The sequence below is a fragment of the Arthrobacter sp. GW822-FHT05G07 genome, assembly GCF_058799755.1.
Genome location: NZ_JBXALT010000005.1, coordinates 61,596 through 88,145 on the forward strand (window position 1 = coordinate 61,596; position 26,550 = coordinate 88,145).

A 26,550-nucleotide genomic window follows, 5' to 3' on the forward strand; every position below is an offset into this window, starting at 1 on the left:
ACATTCGAATTTCGGTCCGGTGACTTTGTTCCCAAGACCGCCAGTATGAGCTGGGCATGCCCGGATCACGTGATCCTCGGTAGGCCCGCCATGACAATGGACGGCACCTGGTTGTGGCAGCAGAACAACGGGTTTCAGAATAGAGCCGCCGGCCTTCCAGGGCTGCCGCACCCCAATGATGGTGCGAACCGGAAGGCATACTGCCGACTTCTGTCAACGCCTGCGGGTTTTGACAATATTTGCCCCACTGGGCGCCGGATGTGGCGGCGTCGCTGGGGCAGGAGTGTTGCCACATATGGATAATGACCAGGTTGTAGCCGTTAATGACGAGGCAGCTCCCGCGGAAACTGCGGAAGCGCCCAAGAAAGCCACCAGGACCCGGCGCAAGGCAGCGCCGAAGGTCGCTGCTGACGTAGAGGCGCCTGCGGCTGACACGCCCGCGCCGGAAGCGGCCCCTGAGGCCACCAAGGCGCCGGTGCGCCGCACCCGTTCCCGCAAGAAGGCAGAGCCTGCAGAGCCTTTGCCCGGTTTGGGGGACGACACCACTGCCGCGCCCGAAGCCGCCGCAGAAGCCGCGCCCGAAGCGATTGCTGAGCCTGCCCCCGAAAAGCCGGTCCGCCGTCGTCGTACTACCAAGCCCAAGGCTGAGGCAGTCGAGGCGCCCGCAGCTGCGGAAGCCGTCGAGGAAAGCACGACGCCGGAAAAGGGCTCCCAGCCGGAGGCACCTGCCGCCGATGTAGCATCCGAGGAGTCCGCATCCGAAGAGGCAGCGTCCGAAGAGGCAGCGTCCGAAGAGGCAGCTGCCCAAGACGCCGCTCCTGCTGCGTCCACCTCGCTGTTCATGGAGCCGGTTTCCATCACTTCCATGATCTTCCAGGCCCCGGACCTCACCACTGTTCCCCGCGTTGCACCGGTGGAGGAGAAGGCCGAGGAGCCCGAAGAAGAAGAAAGCGAAGCCGCCGCTGAGGGCGAGCTGGAGGACGCCGGTAGCCGTCGTCGTCGCAGGAGCCGTGGCCGTCGTGGACGCCGCGGAACCGAACGCGATGAGAACGAGGCCGAGGACGGCACCGAGTCCGAAGACGAAGAAGCTCCGGCAGCCGAAGCCCTTGAAGAAGGCGTCACGTCGCGTCGCCGGCGCCGCCGCCGCCGCGGAGACCAGGATCTTGAACTGACCGGCGGCTCGGACGATGATCCGCCCAACACCGTCACCCGTGTCCGCGCACCGCGCCCCATCACGGAAACAGCCCCGTCCAACCGCGTTACCGGCGTCAAAGGTTCCACCAGGCTTGAGGCCAAAAAGCAGCGTCGCCGCGAATCCCGCGAAACCGGACGCCGCCGCCAGGTCATCACCGAGGCCGAGTTCCTTGCCCGCCGCGAGTCGGTGGACCGCCAGATGATCGTCCGCCAGCGCGACGACAGAATTCAGATCGGCGTCCTGGAAGACGGTGTTCTGGCTGAGCACTTCGTCTCCAAGACCCAGCAGGACTCCCTGATCGGCAACGTTTACCTGGGCAAGGTCCAGAATGTTCTGCCTTCCATGGAAGCTGCCTTCGTGGACATCGGACGTGGCCGCAACGCGGTCCTGTACGCCGGTGAAGTCAACTGGGACGCAGTCAATCTTGAAGGCCAGCCACGCCGGATCGAGAACGCCCTGAAGTCCGGCGACTCCGTCCTGGTCCAGGTGACCAAAGACCCCGTGGGGCACAAGGGGGCCCGGCTCACCAGCCAGATCTCCTTGCCGGGCCGCTACTTGGTCTACGTACCCGGTGGTTCCATGACCGGCATCTCCCGCAAGCTTCCCGACGTCGAACGCAACCGCCTCAAGCGCATCCTGAAGGACCGCTTGCCGGAAAACGCCGGTGTCATTGTCCGCACAGCCGCTGAGGGGGCGTCGGAGGAAGAGCTGACGCACGACATCAACCGTCTGCGCGCCCAGTGGGAAGGCATCGAAGGACAGGCCTCGTCCACCAAGGTCCTGGCCCCTGAACTGCTTTACGGCGAACCCGACCTCACCATCAAGGTGGTCCGTGACGTCTTCAATGAGGACTTCTCCAAGCTGATCGTCTCCGGTGACGACGCCTGGGACACCATCGAGGCCTACGTCACGTACGTTGCCCCTGATCTGGTGGGCCGCCTTGAAAAGTGGACCAAGGACCAGGACATTTTCGCTGCCTGGCGCATCGACGAGCAGATCCACAAGGCGCTGGAGCGTAAGGTCTTCCTGCCGTCCGGTGGTTCGTTGGTCATCGACCGCACCGAGGCCATGACCGTGGTGGACGTCAACACCGGTAAGTTCACCGGCAGCGGCGGAAACCTCGAAGAAACGGTGACCAAGAACAACCTTGAAGCGGCTGAGGAAGTGGTTCGCCAGCTCCGTCTGCGCGACATCGGCGGCATTATCGTCATCGACTTCATCGACATGGTCCTGGAATCCAACCGCGATCTCGTCCTGCGACGCATGGTCGAGTGCCTTGGCCGCGACCGTACCAAGCACCAGGTGGCCGAAGTGACGTCGCTGGGCTTGGTCCAGATGACACGCAAGCGTATGGGTACCGGCCTCCTTGAGGTCTTCGGTGAGCAGTGCGAGCATTGCGCCGGCAGGGGCGTTGTCACCCACGACGAGCCCGTTGAACACCGCCGCGCCAACGTGGTTGCCGCCGAGCACCACCGCCCGCACGCCGAGGCACAGCAGCCTGCAGCGCGGACGGAACGCAAGCGCCGCCGCGGCAAGGGTGGGGGACAGGCCATCGCCGAAGCCCCCGCGCAGGTCCATACGACGACGTCCGCCCCGGCTGCACCTTCGGCTCCGGTCGAAGCACAGGATCCCGCCCGGCAAGCCAAGGCTGAGGCAACCCGGGCTGCCCTGGCGACGATTGCCGCTGCAGCGCACGCCGCCCACCTGCACGACGACGAAGTTCACCGCGCAGAGGAGCAGGCAAGGGCGGCGGGCCACGAGCCGGCCGTTAGCCCCGCATCCGGTACCGCCGCCAGCGGCGAAGCCGGAGCAACTGCCCGCGAAGCAGAAAAAAGGGAAGCAGCAGTCCAGGAAGCAAGGTCTACTCCCGTCCTGCGTTTCGGCGGCGAAGAAGTAGCACTGCCGTTCGTTGAGCACCACGAGGAACCGCAGGCCGCCAAGCCTGCCATGAGCCTGGACCTCCTGGCCGAGGCGTTCTCGCACCTCGGCGCTGCTCCGGCACCTGCGGAAGAAGCCGCGCCGGTGGTCGTGCCGGAGCCTGCTGATGCCCCGAAGGCTGATGTGCCGGCCCGTGCCGAAAAAGCTCCCGAGGCTGTTCAGGCTACGAGTAGTCGTCGTGGCCGCCGCAACCGGAGTGCCAGCCGGGCCCAAGGCGCGGCCAATGAAACCAGCGTCGAGCACCATGAGGTGACGGCCTCGGCCCCCCGAGGCTCGGCCCATGAGGCCAAGGTGCCCGCGGAACAAGCCAAGAAGGCATCAACCGACGAGCCCATCATCCTCGGAGTTGGAGTTCCTGCCTCCGAGCTCTAAATCCGGACAGCAACAGCTGAGAGGGCCCTGCACAATCTGCCAACGGCGGACTGTGCAGGGCCTTTCTTGTCCGCGCAGGCCACGCATTCCATGCATCCGTGGTCACATCCCGGTCGCGACGTGGTCCGGTTCCCGCGCCACGTCGCTTCCCGGCTAGGCTTGGGGACTGACACGGGGTGCCGGGCGTTGGGCCAGGCTGAGATCCAGACCCGTTGAACCTGTCCGGTTAGCACCGGCGAAGGGATGTCCTCATGACTGCATCACCATATTCAGCTGTGTACCCACTCGACGCTCCGAACTCGGGCCGGGCAACCCCACGCGTACTGAGTATTGCCGGCTCGGACCCTTCCGGCGGCGCGGGAATTCAGGCGGACCTGAAGAGCATCGCAGCACTCGGCGGTTACGGAATGGCTGCCATCACGGCTCTCACCGCACAAAACACCATGGGGGTCATCGCCGTCCATGTCCCTCCCGCGCAGTTCCTCCGACAGCAACTGGACGCCATCAGCAGCGACATCACCATTGATGCCGTCAAGATCGGAATGCTCGGCGATGCGACCGTCATAGACGAGGTCCGCGGCTGGATTGAAGAGGTGCGTCCCGCCGTCGTGGTCCTGGACCCGGTGATGGTGGCCACCAGTGGCGACCGGCTCCTGCGCGAGTCAGCGGAGAAGGCTTTGCGTTCGCTGCTGCCTCTGGCCGACCTGATCACCCCGAACCTTCCGGAACTTGCCATGTTGCTGGGGGAGCCGGAGGCAACAGAATGGGAATCGGCGCTGGACCAAGGCAAACGGCTGGCAGCGGAGTACGGAAACACGGTCCTGGTCAAGGGTGGCCACCTGCCTGGTCCGGTATGTCCTGATGCACTGGTGAACACCAGTGGGATGCTGTCACGGGACGTGATCGAGATAACAGGTCCCCGGGTCGAAACGCGGAACAGCCACGGAACCGGGTGCTCCTTGTCGTCCGCCTTGGCTACAGTCCAGGCACGCACGGGTGACTGGGAAGTTTCACTGCAGGAAGCGAAGTCTTGGTTACTGGGGGCTTTGACAACCTCTGAGGCCCTCGAGGTGGGGCAGGGGAACGGGCCCGTGCATCACTTCCACCACCTCCAGCAGGCATCCAAGCCGGGCGCCTTCGCTGCGACCTTGTGGAAGGAAGCCGGTCCAGAGCTCGAATCCATTTACGGGCTTCCGTTCATTCAAGGACTTCAATCGGGCGAACTCCCGGAACGTGACTTCAACTACTACCTCGCCCAAGATGCGATCTACCTCAATGGGTACTCCAGGGTGTTGGCGCGTGCGGGGGCCCTGGCCCCCACGGAGGAAGAGCAGTTGTTCTGGGCCAAGGCATCACAGCAGTGCCTGGAAGTTGAATCGGAGCTGCACAGGAACTGGCTGAGCACCAGGGAGGCCTCCACGGCCACCGGCCCGGTCACCAAGTCCTATGTGGATCATCTACTGGCAAAGTCGGCTTCCGGCAGCTACGCGGTGGTGCTCGCGGCGATCCTGCCCTGTTACTGGTTGTACGCGGAGGTGGGTCGGCAGCTTCATGCATCGTATGTAGACGCCGGAGCCCCCGCAGATCACGCCTATGCCGAGTGGCTGAAGACCTACGCCGACGAGGACTTCGCTGCCGCAACCCGGAAAGCGATCAATTTCACGGATGCTGCGGCCATTGCGGGTTCGGAGATGGAGCGGGCCGCCATGATGGACGCTTTCATCCAGTCCTGCCGTTATGAGACGGCGTTTTTTGATGCTCCGCGGTTGTTTGCGCAGCCTTCCATCGGCCGCGGCTAGCCCGCTACCACGGATGCATTTGCGGGCAACTGCGGAGACACGTCAGCGCGTCGTTGCCTGAATCGCGTTAATCTCGCCGAAAACCTGTAGGCTGTATGGGCACGGTGCCGGGAGAGTCCGTTACAACTCGTGACGCAAGTCACGAGGTAGCCTCCGGACCCGGCCTCATTTGCAGCTGAAGGTCAAACTAGCGTAATCTTGATCTTCGGTGCTTACGCCAACACTTGGGTTATGCCCCTTGGAATTGTTCATGGGATGACTCGCGGACTTCGATCAGAAGTCCACGGCGTTGAGGCACAGCGCGAACCAGGCCTGATTCCGGTTGAAGGTTCCGCACGCAAATTTTGTAATAAACGTCGAGAGAAGTGAGTACCCAAGTGGTGTACGCGATTGTCCGCGCAGGCGGCCGCCAAGAAAAAGTTTCCGTTGGAGACTACGTAACGCTGAACCGCGTCCCCGGTGGAGCCGGTAGCACGCTTGAGCTGCCCGCATTGCTCCTGGTTGACGGCGAGAAGGTCACCTCCGCAGCTGCGGAACTGGCCAACGTCAAGGTCACGGCTGAGATCCTCGAGGACCTCCGTGGTCCGAAGATCGTCATCCAGAAGTTCAAGAACAAGACCGGCTACCGGAAGCGTCAGGGTCACCGTCAGGAACTGACCAAGATCAAGATCACCAGCATCGCGTAACTTCCGTTACCCGCTGTTCAGGTTTTTCAGTTTCCCCAGAAATTTAGAGGCAGGCATTTCACATGGCACACAAAAAAGGCGCGAGTTCCACTCGCAACGGTCGTGACTCCAACGCACAGTACCTGGGCGTCAAGCGCTTCGGTGGTCAGGTAGTTTCCGCCGGCGAAATCATCGTTCGCCAGCGTGGAACCCACTTCCACCCCGGTGCAGGCGTAGGTCGCGGTGGCGACGACACCCTGTTCGCTCTTCAGGCCGGTGCGGTTGAGTTTGGTACTCGCCGCGGCCGTCGCGTAGTGAACATCGTTGCTGCTGCAGCTGCAGAGTAACAACAAGTTCTGAACCGGTGGAGCGGGCCAAGTGGCCCGCTCCACCGTTCTTTTAACCGCATTACAATCGACTAGGGCGCCTCAGGCGCACTGGTTTTTGCAACAGCGCTGGCAACAGCAACAAACGCTGTAAGACAGCAACTGAGGAGATCCACGTGGCGAGCTTTGTAGACCGGGTAGTCCTGCACGTATCCGGCGGAACCGGCGGCCACGGCTGTGTCTCCGTAAAGCGGGAAAAGTTCAAGCCGCTCGGCGGCCCCGACGGCGGCAACGGCGGCAACGGCGGCGATGTCATCCTTCGCGTGTCCGCCCAGACCACCACGCTGCTTGATTACCATCACGCTCCCCACCGCCACGCCACCAACGGCGGCCCCGGCATGGGCGACTGGCGCGGCGGCAAGAACGGCGAGACCCTGATTCTTCCCGTGCCTGATGGCACCGTGGTCAAGACCAAGGACGGCGAAGTCCTGGCTGACCTCGTTGGCGAGGGTACTGAGTACATTGCAGCCGCAGGCGGCCAGGGCGGCCTCGGCAACGCATCCCTTTCATCGCAGAAGCGTCGGGCTCCGGGCTTTGCCCTGCTGGGCATCGAAGGTGAATCCAGTGACATCGTCCTGGAACTGAAGTCCATCGCAGATATCGCATTGGTTGGTTTCCCGTCCGCCGGTAAGTCCAGCCTCATCGCAGCCATGTCTGCTGCCCGGCCCAAGATTGCCGACTACCCCTTCACCACGCTCATTCCCAACCTTGGCGTGGTGCAGGCCGGCGACGTCCGCTTCACCATTGCCGATGTCCCCGGCCTGATCGAAGGCGCCAGCGAAGGAAAGGGCCTGGGCCACAACTTCCTGCGGCACGTAGAGCGCTGCGCTGCGCTGGTTCACGTCCTTGATTGCGGAACCCTTGAATCAGACCGCGATCCTCTCTCCGACCTCGCCATCATTGAGGCGGAACTGGAGAAGTACGCCGTGGACATGAGCTACGCCGGTGTTGACGGTGAAGTAGTGCCGTTGAATGAACGCCCCAAGTTGGTAGTCCTCAACAAGGTGGATCTTCCCGACGGCAAGGATATGGCCGAGTTCGTCCGTCCGGACCTCGAAGCCCGCGGATACCGTGTATTTGAAGTATCGGCAACAAGCCACGAAGGTTTGCGTCAGCTCGGCTTTGCCATGGCTGAGATCGTCCAGGCAGCACGTAACGCCGTTCAGGCCGCGCCTCCCAAGGTGGCACCTCCCGTCCTGCGTCCGCGCGCCGTCAACGAGTCCGGCTTCAAGATCCGCCGCGAGGAGAAGAACCTCGAGCCGCTGTTCCGCGTCTTGGGCGAAAAGCCCGTGCGCTGGGTCAAGCAGACTGACTTCACCAACGAGGAAGCCATCGGCTACCTTGCCGACCGCCTTGCCAAGCTTGGTGTGGAAACTGAACTGTTCAAGGTTGGCGCCAAGCCCGGCGACACCGTGGTCATCGGTGAAGACGATGGCGTGGTGTTCGACTGGGAGCCCACCATGATGGCCGGCGCCGAACTCCTCGCGACGCCTCGCGGGACCGACATCCGCGTTGCGGACATTGGCGACCGCCCCACGCGTTCACAGAAGCGCGACGAGCAGATCGAACGACGCGAAGCCAAGGCCGCCGCGCGTGCCGAGCTTGAAGCTGAACGCAAGGCAGGCATCTGGACTGAGTCTGTCAGTGGTCGCCGAGCCCAGGCAGTGAAGGAAAGCCACCTGGATTCCGGTGATGACGACTAAGACCGTCGACGCCCTGGACACCGCTGAAGGACTCGAGCGTCAAGCTCTGGCCACCGCCAAGCGGATTGTGGTCAAAGTGGGGTCATCCTCGCTGACCAGCATCAAGGGTGGCATCTCCGAGAAGTCCCTCACCGGGCTGGTCAATGCCCTCGCTGAAAAGCGCAATGCTGGTACGGAGATCATCCTGGTGTCCTCGGGCGCCATCGCTGCCGGGCTTGCCCCCTTGGGTCTCGCCAAGCGACCCAAGGACCTGGCCACCCAGCAGGCAGCGGCGAGCGTTGGGCAGGGATTGCTGATGGCCCGCTACACGCAGGCTTTCAATGCACACGGCGTGACAGTCAGCCAAGTGCTGCTGACCGCCGATGACCTCATGCGCCGGACGCAACACACCAACGCCTTCCGGGCGTTGGACAGGCTGCTTAATCTCGGCGTGGTGCCCGTAGTCAACGAGAACGACACCGTGGCCACGCACGAGATCCGCTTTGGCGACAATGATCGCCTCGCTGCCTTGGTGGCACACTTGGTTCGTGCCGACGCGCTCGTGCTGCTGTCCGACGTCGATGCCCTCTACGATGGCCCGCCGTCCCAAGGCGCCCAACGAATTCCTTTGGTCCGCGGTCCGCAGGACCTGGAAGACGTGACCATTGGCAAGGCAGGCAAGGCCGGCGTCGGAACGGGCGGCATGATGACCAAAGTGGAAGCGGCGTCCATTGCTGCCGGCTCGGGTATCCACGCTTTGGTCACGTCAACGGCCAATGCCGCGGCGGCCTTGGCGGGCCAGGACGTGGGAACGTGGTTCGCCGTGAACGGCAATCGCAAGCCGGTTCGTCTCCTCTGGCTGGCGCACCTGGCGACCGTCCATGGCCGTTTAATGCTCGACGACGGCGCAGTGAAAGCAGTGCGCGACCGGCACAGGTCACTCCTTCCCGCGGGCATTTCGGACATCAGTGGTGATTTCGAAGCCGGCGACCCCATTGAGATGGTTGCCCACGACGGAACGGTGGTGGCGCGCGGTTTGGTGAACTACTCTTCCGAGGAACTCCCGCGAATGCTGGGACGCACCACCCAGGAGCTGGGCCAGGCCATGGGCCGCGGTTACGACCGCGAAGTTGTTCATGTTGACGATCTGGTGCTCCTGAGGGCGTCGCGCTCATCTAAACTTGGAGCATGACTGAAGCGCTGACCCCTGACGCCCCTGTGATCTCCGACGTTTCCGGTACCTCCGGCCAGACGCCGGAGAACCCTGCGGCAGGCGGCGCCCCGGTGTCACCGGAAGATGTCCAGGCTGCCGTTCACGCCATAGCGGACCGCTCCCGTAAGGCTGCCCGCCGCATGGGACAGGCAAACCGCGCATGGAAAGACCGCGCGCTGCGTGCCATCGGAGCTGCCTTGGTGGAGAACCGCAAACACGTATTGGAAGCCAATGCCAAGGATGTTGCGGTGGGCCGGGCCAACGGCACCTCAGCGGCGCTCCTGGACCGTTTGACGCTGACTGCCGCCCGCATCGACGGTTTGGTTGCAGCTTTGGAGAACCTGGCCGGCTTGCCCGATCCCGTGGGCAACGTGGTCCGTGGACAGACGCTGCCCAATGGACTCCGCTTGCGCCAGGTGAACGTTCCCATGGGCGTTGTGGCCGCGATTTATGAGGCACGCCCGAACGTCACGGTGGACATCGCCGGCCTGGCGCTCAAGAGCGGCAACGCTGTGATCCTGCGTGGCGGATCCGCTGCGGCCCACACCAATGAGGCACTGGTGCGGATTCTCCGCGAGGCCCTGGATTCCGTTGGTTTGCCTGCGGACGCCGTGCAGACAGTGGATCAGTACGGCCGCGAAGGAGCAAACGTCCTGATGCGCGCCCGTGGCCGTGTGGATGTCCTCATTCCCCGCGGTGGACGCGATCTCATCCAGACAGTTGTGACCAACTCTTCCGTGCCTGTCATTGAAACCGGCGAAGGAAATGTCCATATCTTCATCGATGAGTCCGCGGGTGAAGAGATGGCCGTGGAGATCCTTCTCAACGCCAAAACTCAGAGGCCCAGTGTCTGCAACACCGTAGAGACACTGCTGGTGCATTCCGGTGCTACGGTGCTGCCTGCCGTTGCCAAAGCACTGCGTTCGGCCGGAGTCACCCTCCACGTTGATGATCGGATCGCTGCTGCTTTGGGCAAGGACGTGGAAACCGTTCCCGCTGACGATGACGATTGGGCCACCGAGTACATGGATCTCGATCTCGCCGTCGCCATGGTGGACAGCCTGGATGAGGCAGTGGACCACATCCGTACATGGACCACGGGCCACACGGAAGCGATCCTCACCAACAACCTGGCCAACGCCGAGAAGTTCATCGCCGACATCGATTCTGCTGCCGTCATCGTCAATGCCTCCACCAGGTTCACTGACGGAGGCGAGCTAGGCCTCGGAGCCGAAGTGGGCATTTCCACCCAGAAGTTGCACGCCCGGGGTCCCATGGGCCTCACGGAGTTGACCACCACCAAGTGGATCGTCCAGGGTGAGGGCCAGATCCGCGGCTAGCAACGCGGTAACATAGAACAGAAGTCCGGAACGGCGGGGAGTCCCGCCGTCGAAAATCCTTTGAGAACCAACTAGGGGAGAAGATGCTGTTTCAGCAGATCGCCACGTCCATTGCCGCCCAAACGGAAGGCGGCCACGAGGAACTCGCTCCGTTGTGGGCCGAGCCGTGGGTCTTCGGCGTCGTGATGTTCGCCCTCATGCTGGTTCTCTTGTTCGTCACCCTCTCCTACACCAACCTTGGCAACCGTCACGAGGCCGTTGAAGAGCACTCCGATCCGCACCGCCAGCACCCGAACAAGCACACGCACGGCCAAGGCCACTAACATTATCGCCGCAACACCGCGTGGGGAGACGGGGCGCAGGCTCCGGCTGGGCGTGATGGGTGGAACATTTGATCCTATTCATCACGGCCACCTTGTGGCTGCCAGTGAAGTCGCAGCCAAGTTCGGCCTTGACGAAGTGGTTTTCGTTCCAACCGGCCAGCCTTGGCAGAAGTCGCACAAGCTGGTCAGCAGGCCTGAGCACCGCTACCTGATGACGGTCATCGCCACGGCATCCAACCCCAGGTTCACGGTGAGCCGGGTGGACGTTGATCGTCCGGGGCCGACGTTCACCATTGACACCCTCCGCGATCTCCGTGCAGAGCGGCCTGACGCCGATCTTTTCTTCATCACGGGCGCAGATGCCTTGGCGCAGATCCTTTCATGGAAGGACGTAGACGAGTTGTGGTCTTTGGCCCACTTCGTCGGCGTCACGCGTCCCGGACATGAACTGCACGATATGGGCAGGGACGATGTCAGCCTGTTGGAAGTCCCTGCCATGGCCATCTCCTCCACGGATTGCAGGACCCGGGTGGGTGCCGGAAATCCCGTCTGGTACCTCGTACCTGACGGAGTGGTGCAGTACATCGCCAAGTATGGACTGTACGCCGCGCCTGCCAACGCAGCGGATCTGACACCCGCACTGTCCGGATCAGACGACCAAGCACGTACTGAATGAGTTTTGAATGAGCAGCCAGGACCAGCGACCCATCCGCAGCAGGCGTGAGCTTCGTCGTGCCCGGGAAGAGCACCCCGAGGCCCAGCAGGCGGATACGTCCGCGCCTGACGACGTAGAAAACCTTCCTGACGCAGACCGCCCTAACGGCCGCAATCGTCGCGCCGCCGATGTTCCGGTGGACGCCGTAGGGCCGGCAGCCCAGGAACGGTCCTCCCAAATCCGCGCCCGCGATCGTGCGGCACTGCGCACTATCAAGGAACTGGCCGACAAGGAGGAGCAGCTCGCCGGCGGGGGACCGCCCACACGTCGCCAGCTGCGCCTCCAGCAACTTCAGGCTGAAGTCGCCACTTCCATGAATCCCATTGTTCCTGCGGCCACCAAGGACACAGCTCGTGAGGAGGCTGCGGGTTCCAAGCCGGCGCCCGCCAAGAAGGGCTCCCGTGAGAATGCCCCTGTCGCTTCCGTGCCCACGAAGGAAAATGCGGGAATCGGCCATTCTCCTGCGGAATCCGAAATGTCCGTGGAGCAGGCACTTGCAGTCCGGCAGTTGATTGCCGCGCAGGCGGAGAACCAGTCGGCCAAGCTGGAACACATTGCCGAGCAGGACCCGTCCGCTGTAGACCCTGAGGTTCTTGCGCAGCAGATCGCCCTTGCGGAACGTGCTGCCGTGTTGAGCAAGCGTGCCGCCGCCAAGCAGAAGCTCGCGGAGAAGACGCAGGCGGAATCTGCCAAAGGAACCTTGGATTCAAAGGTGGACGGCAAGTCACCGGCCGCTACGGCAGGCCCGTCCACCGCCAACAACCTCGCGATGGTGACTCCACTGGAGTTCGTCAAGATGCCGGGGGTTGAACGCCCCGTCATGAAGCGCCCCAGTACCACGTTTGTACCGTTGATCACTTCGGCGGGGCCCAAGCTCGACTCCGAACAAGTTCAGGTCAAGAAACCGGGGTCGCGTGGCCGCGCCGGGGTTCTTGCCCGTGCTGAAGCGGTTGCGAAGTCCGCCGGGAAGCGTCCTGTTGCGGCGGCGGAGGCAAGCGAAGAATCGCAGCGGCCTCCGGTTTCCGCCAGTGCGGCGTACGGCCTTGATCCTCTGGATGCCAACACCGCCGGCCTGGCCCGAGCGCAACGCAACAGGTTGCTGCAGTTCGGTGTCCTGGCGTTGGGCATCGTTGTACTTATTGTCGGCATCATCATGATCACCAGCGGCTAATTCCGCTGAACAGTTAGTTTTCGCTGAACAATGGCAAACGCCAAACATAGGCCACTGGCCACAACAAGGAGTACCCGTGTCTGCACATGAACAATCCATCACCCTCGCCCGTCACGCTGCGCGTGCCGCGGCAGACAAGCTTGCTGAAGACATTGTCGCCCTGGACGTCAGCGAGCGTTTGGCGCTCACTGACGTCTTCCTGATTGCCTCCGCTCCCACCGAGCGTCAGGTAAACGCCATCGTTGACGGTATCGAGGAAGAGCTGATGAAGCAGGACCTTCGTCCTGTACGCCGCGAGGGCCGCTCGGAAGGCCGTTGGGTTCTCTTGGACTACGCTGACATCGTTATCCACGTCCAGCACTCTGAAGACCGGGTCTTTTATGCCTTGGAGCGCCTGTGGAAGGACTGCCCCGTGGTGGACCTTGAACTGGGGGACGACGCTTCCGCCAAGACTGTTTCCGCAGAGGATTCCGAGCGCTAGGAACTGCCGGAAACCGAAATATGTCCGATTTGGAATTTTCGGAAATGCTGTTCTAAGATATTTGAGTTGCTTCGGCGCGGATGATCGAAAAGCTGAACGCGAAGCAGCAAGAATACGGGGCTGTGGCGCAGCTGGTAGCGCACCTGCATGGCATGCAGGGGGTCAGGGGTTCGAGTCCCCTCAGCTCCACCATCAAGGTCCTGTCTGCTTCATGAATTCCATGGAGCCGGCAGGACCTTTTTCGTGCAGGAACAAACCCCGGCGCACCCCGCAAGCTCTGGCTAGTTGATTGAGTCCGGGCGTAACGCCGGCAGCATGAACTCCCACATCTGTTCGATCCTCAGCAGCACGTCTTCACGTGATGTCAGAACGTCCGAGACCATTTGAACGCCCGTGAAGGACGCAACCAGATACCTGGCGAAGGCCGCCGCGTCCAGGTCGGAACGAACGGTGCCGTCGGTTGCGGCTTGCCGCAGCAGTTGCTCGGCCGTGGTGATCCAGTCGTGGTAGGGACCTGAGACGTCTGCGTCGAAAGCGGAGGCTTCAAAGGTGAGCCGAATGCCTCCTTGGACCACGGGTTCATCCAGCAACTGCTGCCCGAACATCCTGCAGAGTCCTATGAGCTTGTCCAGAGCGGGGGCGCCTGAGGCAGCTATGTCCGATCCCGCCGCCAGGACGATTGCGTGCTGCTCCTCGATGACGGCCAGGGCCAGGTCCCGTTTTGACGTGAAATGGAAGTAGAGCGCACCTTTTGTCACGCCTGCTCGTTTGGTGATGTCAGTCAGGCTGGCGTTTCCGTAGCCTATTTCCGCGAAGACCCGGGCAGCACCTTCTATGACGGAAAGCCGGGTGTCTTTCGCACGTTGCTGCATGGGTGGTGGGGGGCCTCTCGGGTCAGGCAGGGACGGAGGATCGTGCCGCCGTCGAGACTCCACCACGCTATCATCGGCAGCCTGAAGACCTAGCCGGGCTGAAACCGACTGAACGGTTTGGTTTTGCCCGAAACAAATTCTAGACTTCAGGGGGAGTCGCGCCTCTTTGTTGGGTGGCTTCAGCGCAGCCGGTTTTGGGGGGAGGTGCGGTGGAGTAATCCAACGCACCTCGGCTGCGGATCGTCGCAGGGCGTTGTGATGGAGCTCATGTTCCGACGATTTCGCATCTCGTGGGATTGTGGTTAGTATTGACGAGTTGCTTCGACGGGAAGAGAAATCAAACCGCTTGTAGTCAACAAATTCGGGGCTGTGGCGCAGCTGGTAGCGCACCTGCATGGCATGCAGGGGGTCAGGGGTTCGAGTCCCCTCAGCTCCACTCCGGAAGAAAGACCCCGCTCATTGAGCGGGGTCTTTCTGTTTGTCCGTTGTTGGTCAGTCAGGCCTTCTCAGGAGGACGTGCGAATTCAGCGCCGCTGACGAACTCGACTCCTTGGAACGGTTGATCGCCTACCACGTGGGCGTTGTGGCCCGGGGGAATGGTGTAGGAATCGCCGGCTGAAATGCTGATCTTGCCGCCGTCATTGGTTTCTACCTCCAGGCTTCCGGAGACGCAGAATCCTACATGGCTCAATTCGCAGGAGTCGGTGCCAACCACTGGTTTGATGCAGTCGGCCCAGGTCCAGCCCGGTTCAAAGGTCATACGGCCGATCGTGTAGTCTCCCACGGTGACGAGGTCCAGGACGGTTTTGTCGGGGCGCCTCGTTTCGTCGGGGGAGTTGTGGGACTTTACTTCAAGGTTCGTGACAACATTGACACTCATGGTTTCTCACAGAGGAAGGGGAGCCCGATGATGAGTGGATCCCGGTGCCTGGCTCCAGGGGTCGCCGTGACCTGTGCCTGCCGCCTCGGTGTTCGTCGCCAACCGAAGGATTGACAGGTGTTTGCGTCGTGCAAGCACTAGGTTCCTCCCAAGCCACCTTAAAGTCGAGACAGTTGAGCATGAAAGCGAGAACCGCATCGTGACGGCAATGGATGTTGAAGCGCTCTTGGGTACGTTGAGCAGGCGTCCTGACGTCGAAGCGGACAATCTGCAGGCCTTCGATGCCACAGACAGGCTGCTTCTGGAGACAGCGGCGGATCTGGTTGGCCCCGACGCCAAGGTGGTGGTCATTGGTGACCGCTACGGTGCCCTGACCCTGGGCGCCTTGGCTGGGCTCGGCGTCGGGCATGTCAGGGTTAGCCAGGACCTTTTCACCGGAAGGCTCGCGCTGAAACGCAATGCCGTATCTGCCGGCTTGGACGGACGTTTCACCGAGCATGAACTGGACCGGGATTTGCTGGATGGCGCCGGTGTGGTGCTTTTGCAGTTGCCTAAATCTCTGGCTGAGTTGGAGGAAATCGCCGACGCCGTAGCCAGGTTTGCGCCGCCGCATGCGGTCCTGCTCGCCGGAGGTCGCGTTAAGCACATGTCTCTTGGCATGAACGAGGTCCTGGGACGGTTCTTCTCATCAGTGCAGCCGCAACTTGCCCGGCAAAAGTCCCGGGTCCTGATGGCACGGGACCCCAAGACAACGCCTGACGAGCGCCCGTTCCCGGTGGTGGAGTCCGTGCCTGAACTGGGAATCACTGTGTGCGCGCATGGGGCTGCTTTCTCCGGGGCCCGCCTGGACATAGGCACACGCTACTTGCTGACGTTTTTGGACCGCATGCCAGCATCCCGGTACGCCGTGGACCTCGGCTGCGGAACAGGGATTCTCGCCACGATGTATGCACTTCGCCACACGGATGCCCGGGTGATCGCCACCGACCAGTCCGCGGCGGCCGTTGCTTCAGCCAGGGCCACGGGGGCCGCAAACGGGCTGGGGGAGCGGGTGGAAGTGATCCACGATGATGCCATGTCCACGCTGGAGCCGGACAGCGCCGACCTCATCCTTCTTAACCCGCCGTTCCATCTGGGTGCCAGTGTGCACGCCGGCGCTGCGCTGAAGATGTTCCAGGCCGCCGCCCGTGTCCTTGCCCCTGGAGGAGAGCTGTGGACCGTCTACAACAGCCACCTGCAGTATCGGCCCGCGCTTGAACGGCTTATCGGGCCGACGGTGGAGGAAGGCCGGAACCCGAAATTTACGGTAACGCGCAGCCGGAAGGCCTAGGCAGCGTCATCAAGCGGCTGCCCGAATGGTGGTCGCATACAATTCAGTGTCATCGTTACCAAGCCCTGATGCCGGTGTCAGCGTGTGCTCGTATCCGTAGCGGCGGAGGTATCGTACGATTCAGACAAAGACCGACTTTAACTACGTTAATCCCAATGACGAGGGGCATCAGTGACTGAGATCCGGCAGCCGACACCAAGGCGCGGAACTAACCTTCCCCGCATGGGGGACTTCAATCTGACCGTCATTCTGGAGGCGATCCGGCGGTCGTCGGGCGGACTCAGCCGAGTTGAGTTGGCTCAGATTGTGGGTCTTTCCCCGCAGACGATTTCCAATATTTCCCGCCGCCTCCTGGATCAGCAGCTGATTGTGGAGGCCGGCAAGGAAGGCTCGGGTCCGGGCAAGCCCAGGACCATCCTGCGCCTGAACCCCGCAGGCATGTACGCGGTGGGCGTGCATCTGGATCCGGCCGTCATCACTTTTGTTGTTCTTGACCTGTTGGGCGACGTCGTCAGGCATTCGCGCATGGCTACTCCGGGCGGTGACCCGGCCGGCGTGATCACCAGCATCGCCGAACAGATCAATGTCCTCATCGAAGAGTCAGGCGTCGATTCTTCAAAGATCGCCGGACTCGGCGTTGCTGTCCCCGGCCCGATCGACCTCGACGAAGGCTCCGTGGTGGAGCCGCCGCTCCTGACGCGATGGAACCGCGTGCGCATCCGCGAGGCCCTGGCCGAGGCCACCGGCATGGAAACGCTGGTAGATAAAGACGTCACGAGCGCGGCGGTGGCCGAAACGTGGGCTGGTGGCGCCAGTGGGGCCGGCAGCTTCGTGTTCATGTACATGGGAACCGGCATCGGCTGCGGCATTGTGCTCAATGACGAAGTAGTCCGGGGGACTTCGGGCAATGCCGGCGAAATCGGCCACATTGTGGTGGACCCCAACGGCCCGCAGTGTGATTGCGGATTGCATGGCTGCGTCAAGTCTTCCTGCATCCCGCAGGTGCTGGTGGCCGAGGCCGTAGCCGCCGGTGTGCTTGAAGGGCACCGGGAAGGGGCGGACGGTCCTGAGGTCCAGGAACGCTATGCCGAGTTGTGCGACAAAGCCGATGCGGGTGATTCCAAGGCCATTGCCATTCTGGATAAGTCCGCCACACTGGTGGCACGTGCCGTTTCCATCGTGACCAACACCCTGGACGTGGAGCGGGTCGTCTTCGGCGGTCCATTCTGGGGGCGCATGTCCCCGTACTTCCTGGATCGCGTTCCGGATTTGCTGGACAAGAACAACGCCGCCCGCATGATCCACGGCCTTGAGGTTGTGGGGACCGGTGTGGGTGAAGACGTTGGCGCCATCGGTGCTGCTTGCTTGGTTTTGGAGCACATGCTGGCACCGCGCGCACAAAGGCTCCTGTTGGAAGGCTAGTTCGACGCAGGATAACTGAATAACCATAAGGCTCGGCCACGTCGCATGTCCGTTCACGGTGAAGTATGGGGGCTGTAGCCACGTTCGACTGAATGGAGCACCATGCGCCGCCCAGTGAAAAATGTGCCAATGAAGTATGTCCCAGTGAAGTTTTCCGCCGCCATTGCTTTTTTTAGCGCCGTCCTTGTGGCAGCGACGTCCTGTTCGCCCACGCCTGAGGCTGCGGAGAGCAACACCCTGAAGATCGTTTATCAGAAAACCGATTCCTTCACGGCGCTTGATGCCGTCATGCAGGACGCCAAGAAGGAATTTGAAGCCGCGAACTCCGGGGTGACGGTGGACCTCCAGCCCATCCAGGCCAACGACGACGATTACGGGACCAAGCTCTCGCTGGCCCAGCGTTCCGCTGACACGGCGCCGGACGTCTTCTATGAGGACACTTTCAAGGTGCGTTCAGACGTCGACGCCGGTTACCTCCTCAGGTTGGACAGTTACCTTGAGAAGTGGGAGGACTGGTCTGCGTTCAACGAAGCGGCCAAGGCGGCGGGCCGAGCGGATGACGGCGGCATCTATGCGGTCCCGCTGGGCACCGACACCCGGGCCATTTGGTACAACAAGGCCGTATTCCAGAAGGCCGGGGTGCCCGTGCCGTGGCAGCCGAAGACCTGGGACGATATCCTCACCACCGCCCGGGCCATCAAAGCGTCCGACCCCAGCGTCATCCCCTTCAACATGTACGCAGGCAAGGGGACCGGCGAGGGCACGGTGATGCAGAGTTTCTACGAGCTGCTCTACGGTACGGACAGCACCTTGTATGACGAGAAGGAGAAGAAGTGGGTGGTCGGCTCGCTGGGTTTCACCGACTCACTGGCGTTCCTGAAGACCCTCTATGACGAAAAGCTGGCCGTCAGTCCAGCCGAAGCCTTGGACGCGAACGTCTGGAAGAAGGTCTTTGGCGAATGGTTCCCCCAAGGAAAACTGGCAGCCACCGTGGAAGGGTCCTATACGCCGTCGTTCTGGCAAAAAGGTGGCGCGTATGAGTGGGCAGGTTATGAGCAGGACATGGCTGTAGCCATGTTCCCCACGCAGAAGGGGCAGGCGCCCGGGGGCGTGAGCATGTCCGGCGGATGGACACTGGCCGTGGGGGCGAAGAGCAAGAATCCTGAGCTTGCCTTCCAGTTCCTCACTACGGCGCTGAACAAAAAGAACGCGCTGGCCTACGACATCAACAACTCTCAGATTGCCGTCCGTACGGATGTCGCCTCGGAGCCCCAGTATCTGGCGGCGAATCCGTTTGTGAAGGATGTTTCGGACTTGGTGAAGGTGACGCATTACCGCCCGGCCACCGCTGACTACCCCAGGATCTCTTCCGCCGTCCAGGTCGCCACGGAGTCCGTGATCACGGGCAAGCAGAGCCCCGAGGATGCCGCTGCCGAATATGATGCCACCGTCCGTAAGCTCGTCGGTGAGGACAAGGTCCTGGAGAAATGACGATCCGCCGCTACCTGCGGCTCCTTCCGTTAGTCCCGTCCATTCTCCTGCTGCTGTTGTTCCTGCTGGCCCCGGTGGTGTGGTCTTTTTACGCGTCCTTCACCGATGCCTCGTTATCCGGTAAAGCTGCCAGGAACCCGGAATGGGTTGGCATTGACAATTATGCGCGGATGTTCAGTGACGGCTCCTTTCCGTTAGCGGCTTGGCTCACGGTGGTGTTCGTCGCCGCGTCGGCCGTGCTGGGCCAGAACGTGTTGGGCCTGCTGATCGCACTGCTGATGACACGGTCGCGGACGGTAGTTTCGTCGTTGGTGGGTACGGCAGTGGTCGCGGCGTGGGTGCTGCCTGAAATCGTGGCCGCCTTCGCCGCCTATGCCTACTTCAACCGGGACGGGACCCTGAACCAGATGCTGGGAATCGTGGGTGGTCAGGGCCCGGACTGGCTGTATTCCTTTCCGCTGGTGGCGATTGTCCTGGCCAATACGTGGCGCGGGACAGCCTTCTCCATGCTGGTGTACCGGGCAGCGCTGGCAGACGTTCCCCGCGATATTTCTGAGGCAGCACTTGTGGATGGGGCCCGAGGGTGGCAGCGGCTTGCCTTCATCACACTGCCGCTGATCCGGAGCAGCATCGCCACGAACCTGATGCTGATCACGCTCCAGACACTGGCGGTGTTTACCCTCATCTGGGTCATGACGGCAGGCGGACCCGCCAACGCCAGCACCACGTTGCCGGTGCTGGCCTACCAAGAGGCGTTCAAATTTGGTGACATCGGCTACGGCACGGCTGTGGCGTCCGTTCTGATCCTCCTGGGCATGGTCTTCGGTGCGGTGTACGTCCGGCTCCTGCGGGAGGAGCGCCCATGACCACCAGCCGACTGCGGGCGCCGCTGGGGACGGAAAGCACGACGGCGGGTGGCAGCTCCAGGTCCAGGGCCAGGCTGGGGGCGAACATAGCCCTTGCTGTGATTGGGATGAGCTTTGTTGCACCTTTGCTCTGGCTGCTCTTGGCCGCCGTCGATCCTGAAGCCGGTTACCAGACTAAGGTGCCGTCAACGCCGTCGATGGACAATTTCCGTGCCGTGATGACTCCTGAGCTGTTGTTTCAACCTTTGGCAAACAGCTTGATGTTGTCGGCGGGGACGGCTGTGGTGAATGTTCTTGCTGCCGTGCTTGCCGCATACCCGTTGTCCAGGTATCAATCACGGTTCAACAAGCCCTTCATGTACACGGTCCTGTTTGGGACGTCGTTGCCGGTGACGGCCATCATGGTGCCTGTCTATGGCCTGTTTGTTCAGCTGCAGTTCTTGGATTCCATGGCTGCCACCATTTTCTTCATGGCAACAACTACTTTGCCCATGGCCACCTGGATGACCAAGAACTTCATGGATTCGGTTCCTCTTGAGTTGGAGGAAGCGGCGTGGGTGGATGGAGCCTCCACGATGGCGGCGCTGCGACGCATCGTGCTCCCACTGATGAGGCAGGGGCTGGGCGTGGTGTTCATCTTCGTTTTCATCCAGGCGTGGGGGAACTTCTTCGTCCCCTTTATCCTGTTGCTGTCCACCGGCAAACAACCAGCCGCGGTGTCCATCTTCAGCTTCTTCGGCCAGCACGGAGCTATCGCTTATGGCCAGTTGGCCGCGTTCTCCATCCTGTATTCGGTCCCCGTGCTGGTGCTCTACGCGCTGGTTTCCCGTGGCATGGGGAATTCGTTTGCCTTGTCCGGAGCCATGAAAGGCTAGCTGGAGCCCATGAAAGGCCAGCCCCGCTCCATGTCAGGTTTGTAGTCTGCGTCAGTCGATGTCTTCGATGATTTCGCCGTAGGGTATGGAATCGTCCAGGTGGGCTTGGTGGCCGGTCGGGCCCCTGTTGAAGGTAATGCGTACGCCGTGTCGTTGGTCCGCTGCGGACTGGAGGAGAACCGGCCGTACGGCGTCGATGACGTGCTGGTCCTGGGAGGCGAGGTAATTCTGATAGGCGGCTGGTAGCTGATGCATGGCAAAAGGATAGACCTCGGAAGTCCACATGGGGAGGGGTCCCCATTGCGAACCCGTTCCGGGAAGGCTTGGATGGAGTGGCCGTTTCACATCAACGCCAGCGAGGGGACCACGAGTGCAACAGACCACAGCCATGGCCGGAATCGATGCGCCGGACATGGCCCGTGCCCAACAGCTTATAGGCAGCATCGTCCGCAGCTTCGAAAACAAGGTGGTGGGCCAGGCCAGGCTGCGTGAGACCTTGGTTATCGGCCTGTTGACGGGTGGCCATGTCCTGTTGGAAAGTGTGCCGGGGCTGGCTAAGACCACCGCGGCCCAAGCCATAGCGGAGTCGGTCAGTGCAGAGTTCCGCCGGATCCAGTGCACGCCGGACCTGCTGCCCAGCGACATCGCCGGCACGCAGATCTTCGACGCCGTCAAGGGTACCTTTGTCACGCAGTTGGGCCCGGTCCATGCCAACATTGTGCTGCTGGATGAGATCAACAGGTCCAGTGCCAAGACCCAGAGCGCCATGCTGGAAGCGATGCAGGAGCGGCAGACGTCCATTGGCGGAGAGTCCTACCCCCTGCCTAAGCCTTTCCTGGTGCTCGCAACGCAGAACCCCATCGAGCAAGAAGGGACGTATCGTCTTCCTGAAGCGCAGATGGACCGGTTCACGCTTAAGGACGTCCTGGACTATCCGAGTCCAGCGGAGGAAGCGGAGGTCATCCGGCGGATTGACGCCGGCGTGTTCAGCGCGGAGCAGAGGCCTCCGGCAGCCGCGTCCCTTGACGCCGTAGTGGAGGTTCAGGAACTGGTGAGGCGGGTCTATATCGATCCGGCTATCGTGCGCTACATCGTCGGACTTTCCTATGTCACCCGCAACGCTTCACAGTATCTGGAGCCCCGGCTGGCCCACGTCGTCGAATTTGGCGCCAGCCCGCGGGCGAGCATCGCCTTCAGCCAGGCAGCCCGCGCCATGGCGCTGCTCAAGGGGCGCGACCACGTCATTCCTGAAGACGTCAAGAGCCTCGCTCATCGGATCCTTCGTCACCGGATCATTCTGGGATTCGATGCTGTGGTTGAGGAGATTTCCGTGGAAACCGTGATCGATGCCGTTTTGGCGTCCGTCCAGACCCCATAGCGGAGCGGCACGTGCCCAGCCTCCTCCGCCGCGTCAAGTCGAAGATGTTCATCTTCGCCCACCGCAGGACACTGACCCTTCTTGACGGCGAATACGGATCGGTCTTCAAAGGCCGCAGCCTGGACTTCGATGAACTCCGCGCATATGTGCCCGGCGATGAGGTCCGTGACATCGACTGGAAAGCGACGGCACGGCACGGATCGCCGCTGGTGAAACGCTATGTGGCCGTTCGCCGCCACACAGTCCTGTTACTGGTGGATACCGGAAGGAACATGGCCGCCCAAGCATTGTCCGGGGAGTCCAAGAAGGACATCGCTGTTCATGCTGCCGGAGTCCTGGGGTACTTGGCTTCCCGGCACGGTGACGACGTCGGCCTCCTGCACGGTAACGCCGAGGCGTCCAAATACGTTCCGCCGCGCAGTGGTGAGGAACATCTGGAGCGGCTGCTCCGTGAAGTGGATGCGAGCGCTGCTTTGGACGGTCCAGCCAGTGGAATAGCGGAGCAACTGGACTATGTTCTGAGGTACCTGAAGGGACGTTTGCTCATTGTTGCCGTTGCGGACGAGTTCCTGCCCGATGCCCGCACAGAGAGCCTGATGCGCAGGCTGCGTGCCCGGCACGAGGTCCTGTGGCTGACCGTCCGTGACGCCGAACTCGCTGCTGAGCCCGGGAGCCGGCTGCAAGACAGCATTGACGTAGGCACAGGACAAACAATTCCTTTGCCCCTGGCCGTGGACGCCAAGGTACGTGCGGCCTATGCTGCGGCAATGCTGGAACGCGGACAGCTGCGGCGGAATGTCTTCCACCGGCTGGGAATTGCCGAGGAACACGCAACCGGCAGCGCCGATGTGCTCACTGCTGTCTTCGCGCTCCTCGAAAAGCACCGCTCAGGGTCCTTCACTTCACGGTCCTCGTCCAAGGGCGGTACTCGTGCAGGATGAAAACGGCTTCTATGCTCCCTTGCAGTACCAACCTCAGTGGCTGTGGCTTGGACTCATGCTCGTACTCCTCATCGGAGCCTGGTACGCCTGGATCCTCCGCCCTGTCCGAAAGAAGACCCCGGACCACAGCAAGGCTCCACTCCGTCAGGTAAGGAGCGCTCAGGACCTCGAGACGCTCCGGACCACCTGCCTGACGGCAATCAACGCCACCACCGTAGACGCCGACGCCGGCCGCCTACCCGAGCGCGACGCCCACCAAAGACTCAGCTTCCTCGTGCGGGAGTTCGTCGGCGCGGCCACGGGCCTGCCAGTTACCTCCATGACCCTCGAGGACCTCCAACGCCACCACCTCAGGGAGTTGGCGGCAGGGATAGCCGGCATCTACCCCAACGAATTCGCCGCCACACCAGTCCATTCAGTCAGGCAATCCGCAGAGGCCGCACGTCAGGTGGTCTCGTCATGGAACTGAGCCACTGGTGGATTCTTCCCCTGGCCGCAGCAGCGGTGGCGGTCACAGCCTGGCTGTACCGCCGCCGTCGTGGTCCGGCAAGGACCAGACCCATCGCGCACGGCGAGCGGCTCACTGACCTCCCCCAATACCAACAGGCCTTACGCCGGCACCGTACACGCCTGGCGCTAGCGGTGGTGTTGGGCGCAGTGTTCCTCGCCGCCACCGCGACGGCAGCCGCAAGGCCCTCGCAACGGACCGTGGAGCAGCCGGAAATCAGGAACAGGGACATCGTGCTCTGCCTGGATGTTTCGGGCTCCATGACCAGCACGGATGCTGCACTAGCTTCAGTGTTCCAGGGCCTCGCCAAGGAGTTCGACGGCGAACGAATCGGCATGGTCATCTTCGACAGCAGCAGTGTGCAACTCTTCCCGCTCACCGACGACTACCAGTACGCCGCCGAACAACTCACCCGCGCCGAGGAGGCCCTGGACAGCGGTGCCGGGTCCTTCTTCGACGGCACCTGGAACGGGGAAGGCTCCTCGCTCATCGGCGACGGACTGGCATCCTGCATACAGAGCTTCCCCGACACCGACACAGGGGATGCCAAGCGCTCGCGGTCAGTGGTGCTGGCAACTGACAACTTCCTCTCCGGGGAACCGATTTTCACTTTGGACGAGGCCACCGCCTTGGCCACCGGTAAAAGCGTGAAGGTGTACGCCCTCAACCCCGGCGACATGGACTACGGCGAGCAACCAGACCAGCCCGGAGTGCAGCTCAGGGCAGCGGCTGAACGAACAGGGGGCAGCTACTTCACCTTGGATAGCCCCGATGCCGTGCCGGGCATCGTCCGGAAAGTGCAGGAAAGCGAGGCCACAAGCTACCTTGCAGCACCCCAGGCAGTGGTGGCCGATGCCCCGGCCTGGCCACTGGGGATTGCTTTGCTCGCCGGATCGGGCATGCTGTTGCTCGGATGGCGGCTGGAACCATGACCTTCGCCCCCATCATCCCCTGGCCCTTGCTGGCCCTGGCCTTCGTCGCCGTGCTGGGCTTCACTTCATGGACACTCGTTAGTCGTGGGCGAAGCCAGCCAAGGCGAACCTGGAGGCCGGAAGCTCTGCGGTGTGCCGCCGTCGTACTTCTGTTGCTTGCCGCTTTGCGTCCCGGCTGGGCCGGTGGCCAAGCCGAAACCGCAACCGCAGATCTGGACGTGTTCTTCGTCGTGGACACCAGCACAAGCATGGGCGCAGAAGACTACAACGGAACCGGCCCCCGGCTCGCCGGGGTCAAACAGGACGTCATGGCCATCGCCAAGGAACTCGCCGGAGCCAAGTTCTCCCTCATCACCTTCGACAGCAAAGCCAGCGTCCGTATGCCGCTCACACGGGACGCAACAGCTCTCCAAACGGGCATGACCACCTTGCAACCCCAAAACAGCAGGTATGCCAAGGGAAGCAGCGTGACCGGAGCGGCGAAACTCCTGAACGAAAGGCTCGCTGCCGCCAACCAGCAACATCCAGGGCGCCCGGCACTGGTCTTCTACGCCGGCGACGGTGAGAACACCAGCGCCGAGGCACCGGCTCCCATGGACACCGGCAACGTGGCCGGGGGAGCGGTGCTCGGGTACGGAACCGGCGAGGGCGGCCGCATGAAGGAATCCGCGGACCACGACGCCGGATATGTAAAGGACAAAACCACTGACAACCCACAGGACGCAATCTCGCGAATCGACGAAGGGCAATTGCGTGCCATCGCCGAGCAACTCCACGTCCCCTACGCCCACAGAACAGGCAACGAGCCACCATCCCACATGCTCGGCCAAGCCCGCCCCGGCGCCATGACCGTCATGACGCACGACGCCCCGGGCCGCGTAGAACTTTACTGGCTGCTTGCCTCGGACGCTTTCCTCATGGCAATCCACGAACCGTTGCGGCACTTCACCGCCCTGCAATCGCTTCGGTCAGCCGCGCGGAAGGAACCAACCACATGAACGGCCACGCACGACGGCGGCGAAACCGGCTTGCGCTCTGGTCAGCACCACCCGCGCTCCTGGCGCTCGCAGTTGCGGCGAAGTTGCTAAGCGTTGGTGTGCTGGGCGCCTCTGCCGAGGAGTCTTTCACTTCTGGTGAGCCGGAGGGCGTGGCCAGTGCGGCGTCGTGGCTGAAGTTGGCGAACGTCCTGGAGCCACACAAAGCACTATTCGCCTCAGGGGATGCCCACGTTGTGGCGGGCCACTTTGCTGCTGCGCGGGAGGACTTTGCCTCGGCCTTGCAAGCCGGGGCGGGGACCGATGAATGCAAAGTGCGCGTCAACCTGGTGCTGAGCATCGAGAAGCTGGGGGATACCGCCAGTGATCGGGACGCCGCAGCCCGGCTTTTCAAGGAAGCCTTGGCTGTAGCAAAGGCCGCGCCGCCGGCGTGCCACACGGAAGGTCCGGCGAACGCCGCCGGAGAGGGCAGCAAGCTCCACTCCGCCGCGGACAGGCTCGCCGGCAAGATCGCCGCGGACGAGTCGCGAACTGATGATCCATCCACTCCCCACCAGGAAACATCGCCGGCCCCGAAGCAGGAACAACTCCAGCAGCTCGAAGAGAACGCGCAACAGGCCCACCGTGAGCGTTCGGAGGGTCAAGAACGTGGCGAGTACCTACGGGGGCCGGACACATCCCCGGGTGTGGACAGGCCATGGTGAAGCTTCAGGCGAAGAATATTCGCAAATCAACTGACACATCATTCCAGGCGTAACAGCCGCGGCTGCGTCCTGATGG

At 62.4% G+C, this 26,550-nt stretch carries 25 protein-coding genes, 2 tRNA genes and 1 riboswitch; of the genes, 24 read left to right on the forward strand and 3 right to left on the reverse strand.

From position 1 onward, the window contains the following. Positions 1–295 precede the first annotated feature (295 nt). The 12 genes from AC1RJY_RS09540 (at position 296) to AC1RJY_RS09595 (ending at position 13,472) form a co-directional block, all read left to right on the forward strand. Positions 296–3,505 (forward strand): Rne/Rng family ribonuclease, encoded by a 3,210-nt coding sequence (locus AC1RJY_RS09540; protein ID WP_043806140.1) that lies wholly within the window; start codon positions 296–298, stop codon positions 3,503–3,505. A 162-nt stretch (positions 3,506–3,667) separates the two neighbouring features. Further along, positions 3,668–3,766, forward strand: a riboswitch (TPP riboswitch). Continuing rightward, positions 3,757–5,304, forward strand: a complete 1,548-nt coding sequence (gene thiD, locus AC1RJY_RS09545; protein WP_498602192.1) for a bifunctional hydroxymethylpyrimidine kinase/phosphomethylpyrimidine kinase — start codon at positions 3,757–3,759, stop codon at positions 5,302–5,304. It overlaps the preceding riboswitch by 10 nt. Positions 5,305–5,681: 377 nt before the next feature. Then, positions 5,682–5,990, forward strand: coding sequence for a 50S ribosomal protein L21 (gene rplU, locus AC1RJY_RS09550; RefSeq protein ID WP_024816904.1), 309 nt, complete (start codon positions 5,682–5,684; stop codon positions 5,988–5,990). Positions 5,991–6,052: 62 nt separating this feature from the next. Then, positions 6,053–6,316 carry a 50S ribosomal protein L27 gene (rpmA, locus tag AC1RJY_RS09555; protein WP_003803426.1) on the forward strand — a complete coding sequence of 88 codons (264 nt, stop codon included), beginning with the start codon at positions 6,053–6,055 and terminating at the stop codon, positions 6,314–6,316. Positions 6,317–6,471: 155 nt separating this feature from the next. Beyond that, positions 6,472–8,058 carry a GTPase ObgE gene (gene obgE / locus AC1RJY_RS09560; protein ID WP_011775043.1) on the forward strand — a complete coding sequence of 529 codons (1,587 nt, stop codon included), beginning with the start codon at positions 6,472–6,474 and terminating at the stop codon, positions 8,056–8,058. Beyond that, positions 8,048–9,229, forward strand: coding sequence for a glutamate 5-kinase (gene proB, locus AC1RJY_RS09565; protein WP_014922030.1), 1,182 nt, complete (start codon positions 8,048–8,050; stop codon positions 9,227–9,229). The genes obgE and proB overlap by 11 nt, the downstream gene beginning before the upstream one ends. Further along, on the forward strand, positions 9,226–10,590 hold the full coding sequence (locus AC1RJY_RS09570; RefSeq protein ID WP_011775041.1) for a glutamate-5-semialdehyde dehydrogenase: 1,365 nt from the start codon (positions 9,226–9,228) through the stop codon (positions 10,588–10,590). The genes proB and AC1RJY_RS09570 overlap by 4 nt, the downstream gene beginning before the upstream one ends. Before the next feature lie 83 nt (positions 10,591–10,673). After that, complete coding sequence (locus tag AC1RJY_RS09575) at positions 10,674–10,913, forward strand: hypothetical protein (protein ID WP_011775040.1); 240 nt, start codon at positions 10,674–10,676, stop codon at positions 10,911–10,913. A 55-nt stretch (positions 10,914–10,968) separates the two neighbouring features. Further along, a complete protein-coding gene (nadD, locus tag AC1RJY_RS09580; RefSeq protein ID WP_011775039.1) occupies positions 10,969–11,589 on the forward strand; it encodes a nicotinate-nucleotide adenylyltransferase in 621 nt (206 codons plus the stop codon). Positions 11,590–11,596: 7 nt separating this feature from the next. Further along, positions 11,597–12,799, forward strand: a complete 1,203-nt coding sequence (locus AC1RJY_RS09585; RefSeq protein ID WP_498602193.1) for a hypothetical protein — start codon at positions 11,597–11,599, stop codon at positions 12,797–12,799. Between the two features lie 76 nt (positions 12,800–12,875). Continuing rightward, positions 12,876–13,280 (forward strand): ribosome silencing factor, encoded by a 405-nt coding sequence (gene rsfS / locus AC1RJY_RS09590; protein WP_498602194.1) that lies wholly within the window; start codon positions 12,876–12,878, stop codon positions 13,278–13,280. A gap of 116 nt (positions 13,281–13,396) precedes the next feature. After that, a tRNA-Ala gene (locus AC1RJY_RS09595) sits at positions 13,397–13,472 on the forward strand. Between the two features lie 89 nt (positions 13,473–13,561). Here the strand turns inward: AC1RJY_RS09595 and AC1RJY_RS09600 are convergent. Further along, positions 13,562–14,152 carry a ScbR family autoregulator-binding transcription factor gene (locus AC1RJY_RS09600; protein WP_014922027.1) on the reverse strand — a complete coding sequence of 197 codons (591 nt, stop codon included), beginning with the start codon at positions 14,150–14,152 and terminating at the stop codon, positions 13,562–13,564. Positions 14,153–14,515: 363 nt separating this feature from the next. Between AC1RJY_RS09600 and AC1RJY_RS09605 the strand changes: the two genes are divergently transcribed. Then, a tRNA-Ala gene (locus AC1RJY_RS09605) sits at positions 14,516–14,588 on the forward strand. 60 nt (positions 14,589–14,648) lie between these two features. Here the strand turns inward: AC1RJY_RS09605 and AC1RJY_RS09610 are convergent. After that, positions 14,649–15,032 (reverse strand): cupin domain-containing protein, encoded by a 384-nt coding sequence (locus AC1RJY_RS09610; protein WP_011775036.1) that lies wholly within the window; start codon positions 15,030–15,032, stop codon positions 14,649–14,651. A 208-nt stretch (positions 15,033–15,240) separates the two neighbouring features. On the opposite strand from AC1RJY_RS09610, the gene AC1RJY_RS09615 reads away from it, so the two are divergent. From AC1RJY_RS09615 to AC1RJY_RS09635, 5 genes are all read left to right on the forward strand, one after another. Continuing rightward, a complete protein-coding gene (locus AC1RJY_RS09615) occupies positions 15,241–16,362 on the forward strand; it encodes a class I SAM-dependent methyltransferase (RefSeq protein ID WP_498602292.1) in 1,122 nt (373 codons plus the stop codon). Between the two features lie 222 nt (positions 16,363–16,584). Then, positions 16,585–17,784, forward strand: coding sequence for an ROK family transcriptional regulator (locus AC1RJY_RS09620; RefSeq protein ID WP_043806132.1), 1,200 nt, complete (start codon positions 16,585–16,587; stop codon positions 17,782–17,784). 102 nt (positions 17,785–17,886) lie between these two features. After that, on the forward strand, positions 17,887–19,275 hold the full coding sequence (locus AC1RJY_RS09625) for an extracellular solute-binding protein (protein WP_498602195.1): 1,389 nt from the start codon (positions 17,887–17,889) through the stop codon (positions 19,273–19,275). Further along, positions 19,272–20,141, forward strand: coding sequence for a carbohydrate ABC transporter permease (locus tag AC1RJY_RS09630; RefSeq protein WP_498602196.1), 870 nt, complete (start codon positions 19,272–19,274; stop codon positions 20,139–20,141). The genes AC1RJY_RS09625 and AC1RJY_RS09630 overlap by 4 nt, the downstream gene beginning before the upstream one ends. Then, a complete protein-coding gene (locus AC1RJY_RS09635) occupies positions 20,138–21,016 on the forward strand; it encodes a carbohydrate ABC transporter permease (RefSeq protein ID WP_498602197.1) in 879 nt (292 codons plus the stop codon). The genes AC1RJY_RS09630 and AC1RJY_RS09635 overlap by 4 nt, the downstream gene beginning before the upstream one ends. Before the next feature lie 51 nt (positions 21,017–21,067). On the opposite strand, the gene AC1RJY_RS09640 is transcribed toward AC1RJY_RS09635, so the two are convergent. After that, the gene (locus AC1RJY_RS09640) at positions 21,068–21,301 is read right to left on the reverse strand and encodes a hypothetical protein (protein WP_210063734.1); all 234 of its coding nucleotides are present in this window, start codon (positions 21,299–21,301) and stop codon (positions 21,068–21,070) included. Positions 21,302–21,386: 85 nt separating this feature from the next. Between AC1RJY_RS09640 and AC1RJY_RS09645 the strand changes: the two genes are divergently transcribed. Genes AC1RJY_RS09645 through AC1RJY_RS09670 form a run of 6 tightly spaced genes read left to right on the forward strand, consistent with a single transcriptional unit; the run spans position 21,387 to position 26,474 of the window. After that, entirely contained in the window at positions 21,387–22,394 is a 1,008-nt protein-coding gene (locus AC1RJY_RS09645; RefSeq protein WP_498602198.1) for an AAA family ATPase, read from the forward strand. Between the two features lie 11 nt (positions 22,395–22,405). Next, entirely contained in the window at positions 22,406–23,335 is a 930-nt protein-coding gene (locus AC1RJY_RS09650) for a DUF58 domain-containing protein (protein ID WP_011775028.1), read from the forward strand. Then, a complete protein-coding gene (locus AC1RJY_RS09655) occupies positions 23,325–23,804 on the forward strand; it encodes a hypothetical protein (RefSeq protein ID WP_498602199.1) in 480 nt (159 codons plus the stop codon). The genes AC1RJY_RS09650 and AC1RJY_RS09655 overlap by 11 nt, the downstream gene beginning before the upstream one ends. Beyond that, complete coding sequence (locus AC1RJY_RS09660) at positions 23,795–24,775, forward strand: vWA domain-containing protein (protein WP_498602200.1); 981 nt, start codon at positions 23,795–23,797, stop codon at positions 24,773–24,775. Before AC1RJY_RS09655 ends, AC1RJY_RS09660 begins: the two co-directional genes overlap by 10 nt. Further along, a complete protein-coding gene (locus tag AC1RJY_RS09665) occupies positions 24,757–25,773 on the forward strand; it encodes a VWA domain-containing protein (RefSeq protein WP_498602201.1) in 1,017 nt (338 codons plus the stop codon). Before AC1RJY_RS09660 ends, AC1RJY_RS09665 begins: the two co-directional genes overlap by 19 nt. Continuing rightward, positions 25,770–26,474 carry a hypothetical protein gene (locus tag AC1RJY_RS09670; protein WP_498602202.1) on the forward strand — a complete coding sequence of 235 codons (705 nt, stop codon included), beginning with the start codon at positions 25,770–25,772 and terminating at the stop codon, positions 26,472–26,474. The genes AC1RJY_RS09665 and AC1RJY_RS09670 overlap by 4 nt, the downstream gene beginning before the upstream one ends. Positions 26,475–26,550: the final 76 nt, after the last annotated feature.

Bases quoted from the DNA above. Each gene is read 5' to 3' on its own strand.
- AC1RJY_RS09635 (WP_498602197.1), top strand. From the start codon at position 20,138: ATGACCACCAGCCGACTGCGGGCGCCGCTGGGGACGGAAAGCACGACG.
- AC1RJY_RS09620 (WP_043806132.1), top strand. From the start codon at position 16,585: ATGGGGGACTTCAATCTGACCGTCATTCTGGAGGCGATCCGGCGGTCG.
- AC1RJY_RS09660 (WP_498602200.1), top strand. From the start codon at position 23,795: ATGGAACTGAGCCACTGGTGGATTCTTCCCCTGGCCGCAGCAGCGGTG.
- AC1RJY_RS09610 (WP_011775036.1), bottom strand. From the start codon at position 15,032: ATGAGTGTCAATGTTGTCACGAACCTTGAAGTAAAGTCCCACAACTCC.
- AC1RJY_RS09670 (WP_498602202.1), top strand. From the start codon at position 25,770: ATGAACGGCCACGCACGACGGCGGCGAAACCGGCTTGCGCTCTGGTCA.
- nadD (WP_011775039.1), top strand. From the start codon at position 10,969: ATGGGTGGAACATTTGATCCTATTCATCACGGCCACCTTGTGGCTGCC.
- thiD (WP_498602192.1), top strand. From the start codon at position 3,757: ATGACTGCATCACCATATTCAGCTGTGTACCCACTCGACGCTCCGAAC.
- rpmA (WP_003803426.1), top strand. From the start codon at position 6,053: ATGGCACACAAAAAAGGCGCGAGTTCCACTCGCAACGGTCGTGACTCC.
- AC1RJY_RS09625 (WP_498602195.1), top strand. From the start codon at position 17,887: ATGCGCCGCCCAGTGAAAAATGTGCCAATGAAGTATGTCCCAGTGAAG.
- AC1RJY_RS09540 (WP_043806140.1), top strand. From the start codon at position 296: ATGGATAATGACCAGGTTGTAGCCGTTAATGACGAGGCAGCTCCCGCG.
- AC1RJY_RS09570 (WP_011775041.1), top strand. From the start codon at position 9,226: ATGACTGAAGCGCTGACCCCTGACGCCCCTGTGATCTCCGACGTTTCC.
- proB (WP_014922030.1), top strand. From the start codon at position 8,048: ATGACGACTAAGACCGTCGACGCCCTGGACACCGCTGAAGGACTCGAG.
- AC1RJY_RS09640 (WP_210063734.1), bottom strand. From the start codon at position 21,301: ATGTGGACTTCCGAGGTCTATCCTTTTGCCATGCATCAGCTACCAGCC.
- AC1RJY_RS09630 (WP_498602196.1), top strand. From the start codon at position 19,272: ATGACGATCCGCCGCTACCTGCGGCTCCTTCCGTTAGTCCCGTCCATT.
- AC1RJY_RS09600 (WP_014922027.1), bottom strand. From the start codon at position 14,152: ATGCAGCAACGTGCGAAAGACACCCGGCTTTCCGTCATAGAAGGTGCT.
- AC1RJY_RS09575 (WP_011775040.1), top strand. From the start codon at position 10,674: ATGCTGTTTCAGCAGATCGCCACGTCCATTGCCGCCCAAACGGAAGGC.
- AC1RJY_RS09665 (WP_498602201.1), top strand. From the start codon at position 24,757: ATGGCGGCTGGAACCATGACCTTCGCCCCCATCATCCCCTGGCCCTTG.
- AC1RJY_RS09585 (WP_498602193.1), top strand. From the start codon at position 11,597: ATGAGCAGCCAGGACCAGCGACCCATCCGCAGCAGGCGTGAGCTTCGT.
- AC1RJY_RS09615 (WP_498602292.1), top strand. From the start codon at position 15,241: ATGGATGTTGAAGCGCTCTTGGGTACGTTGAGCAGGCGTCCTGACGTC.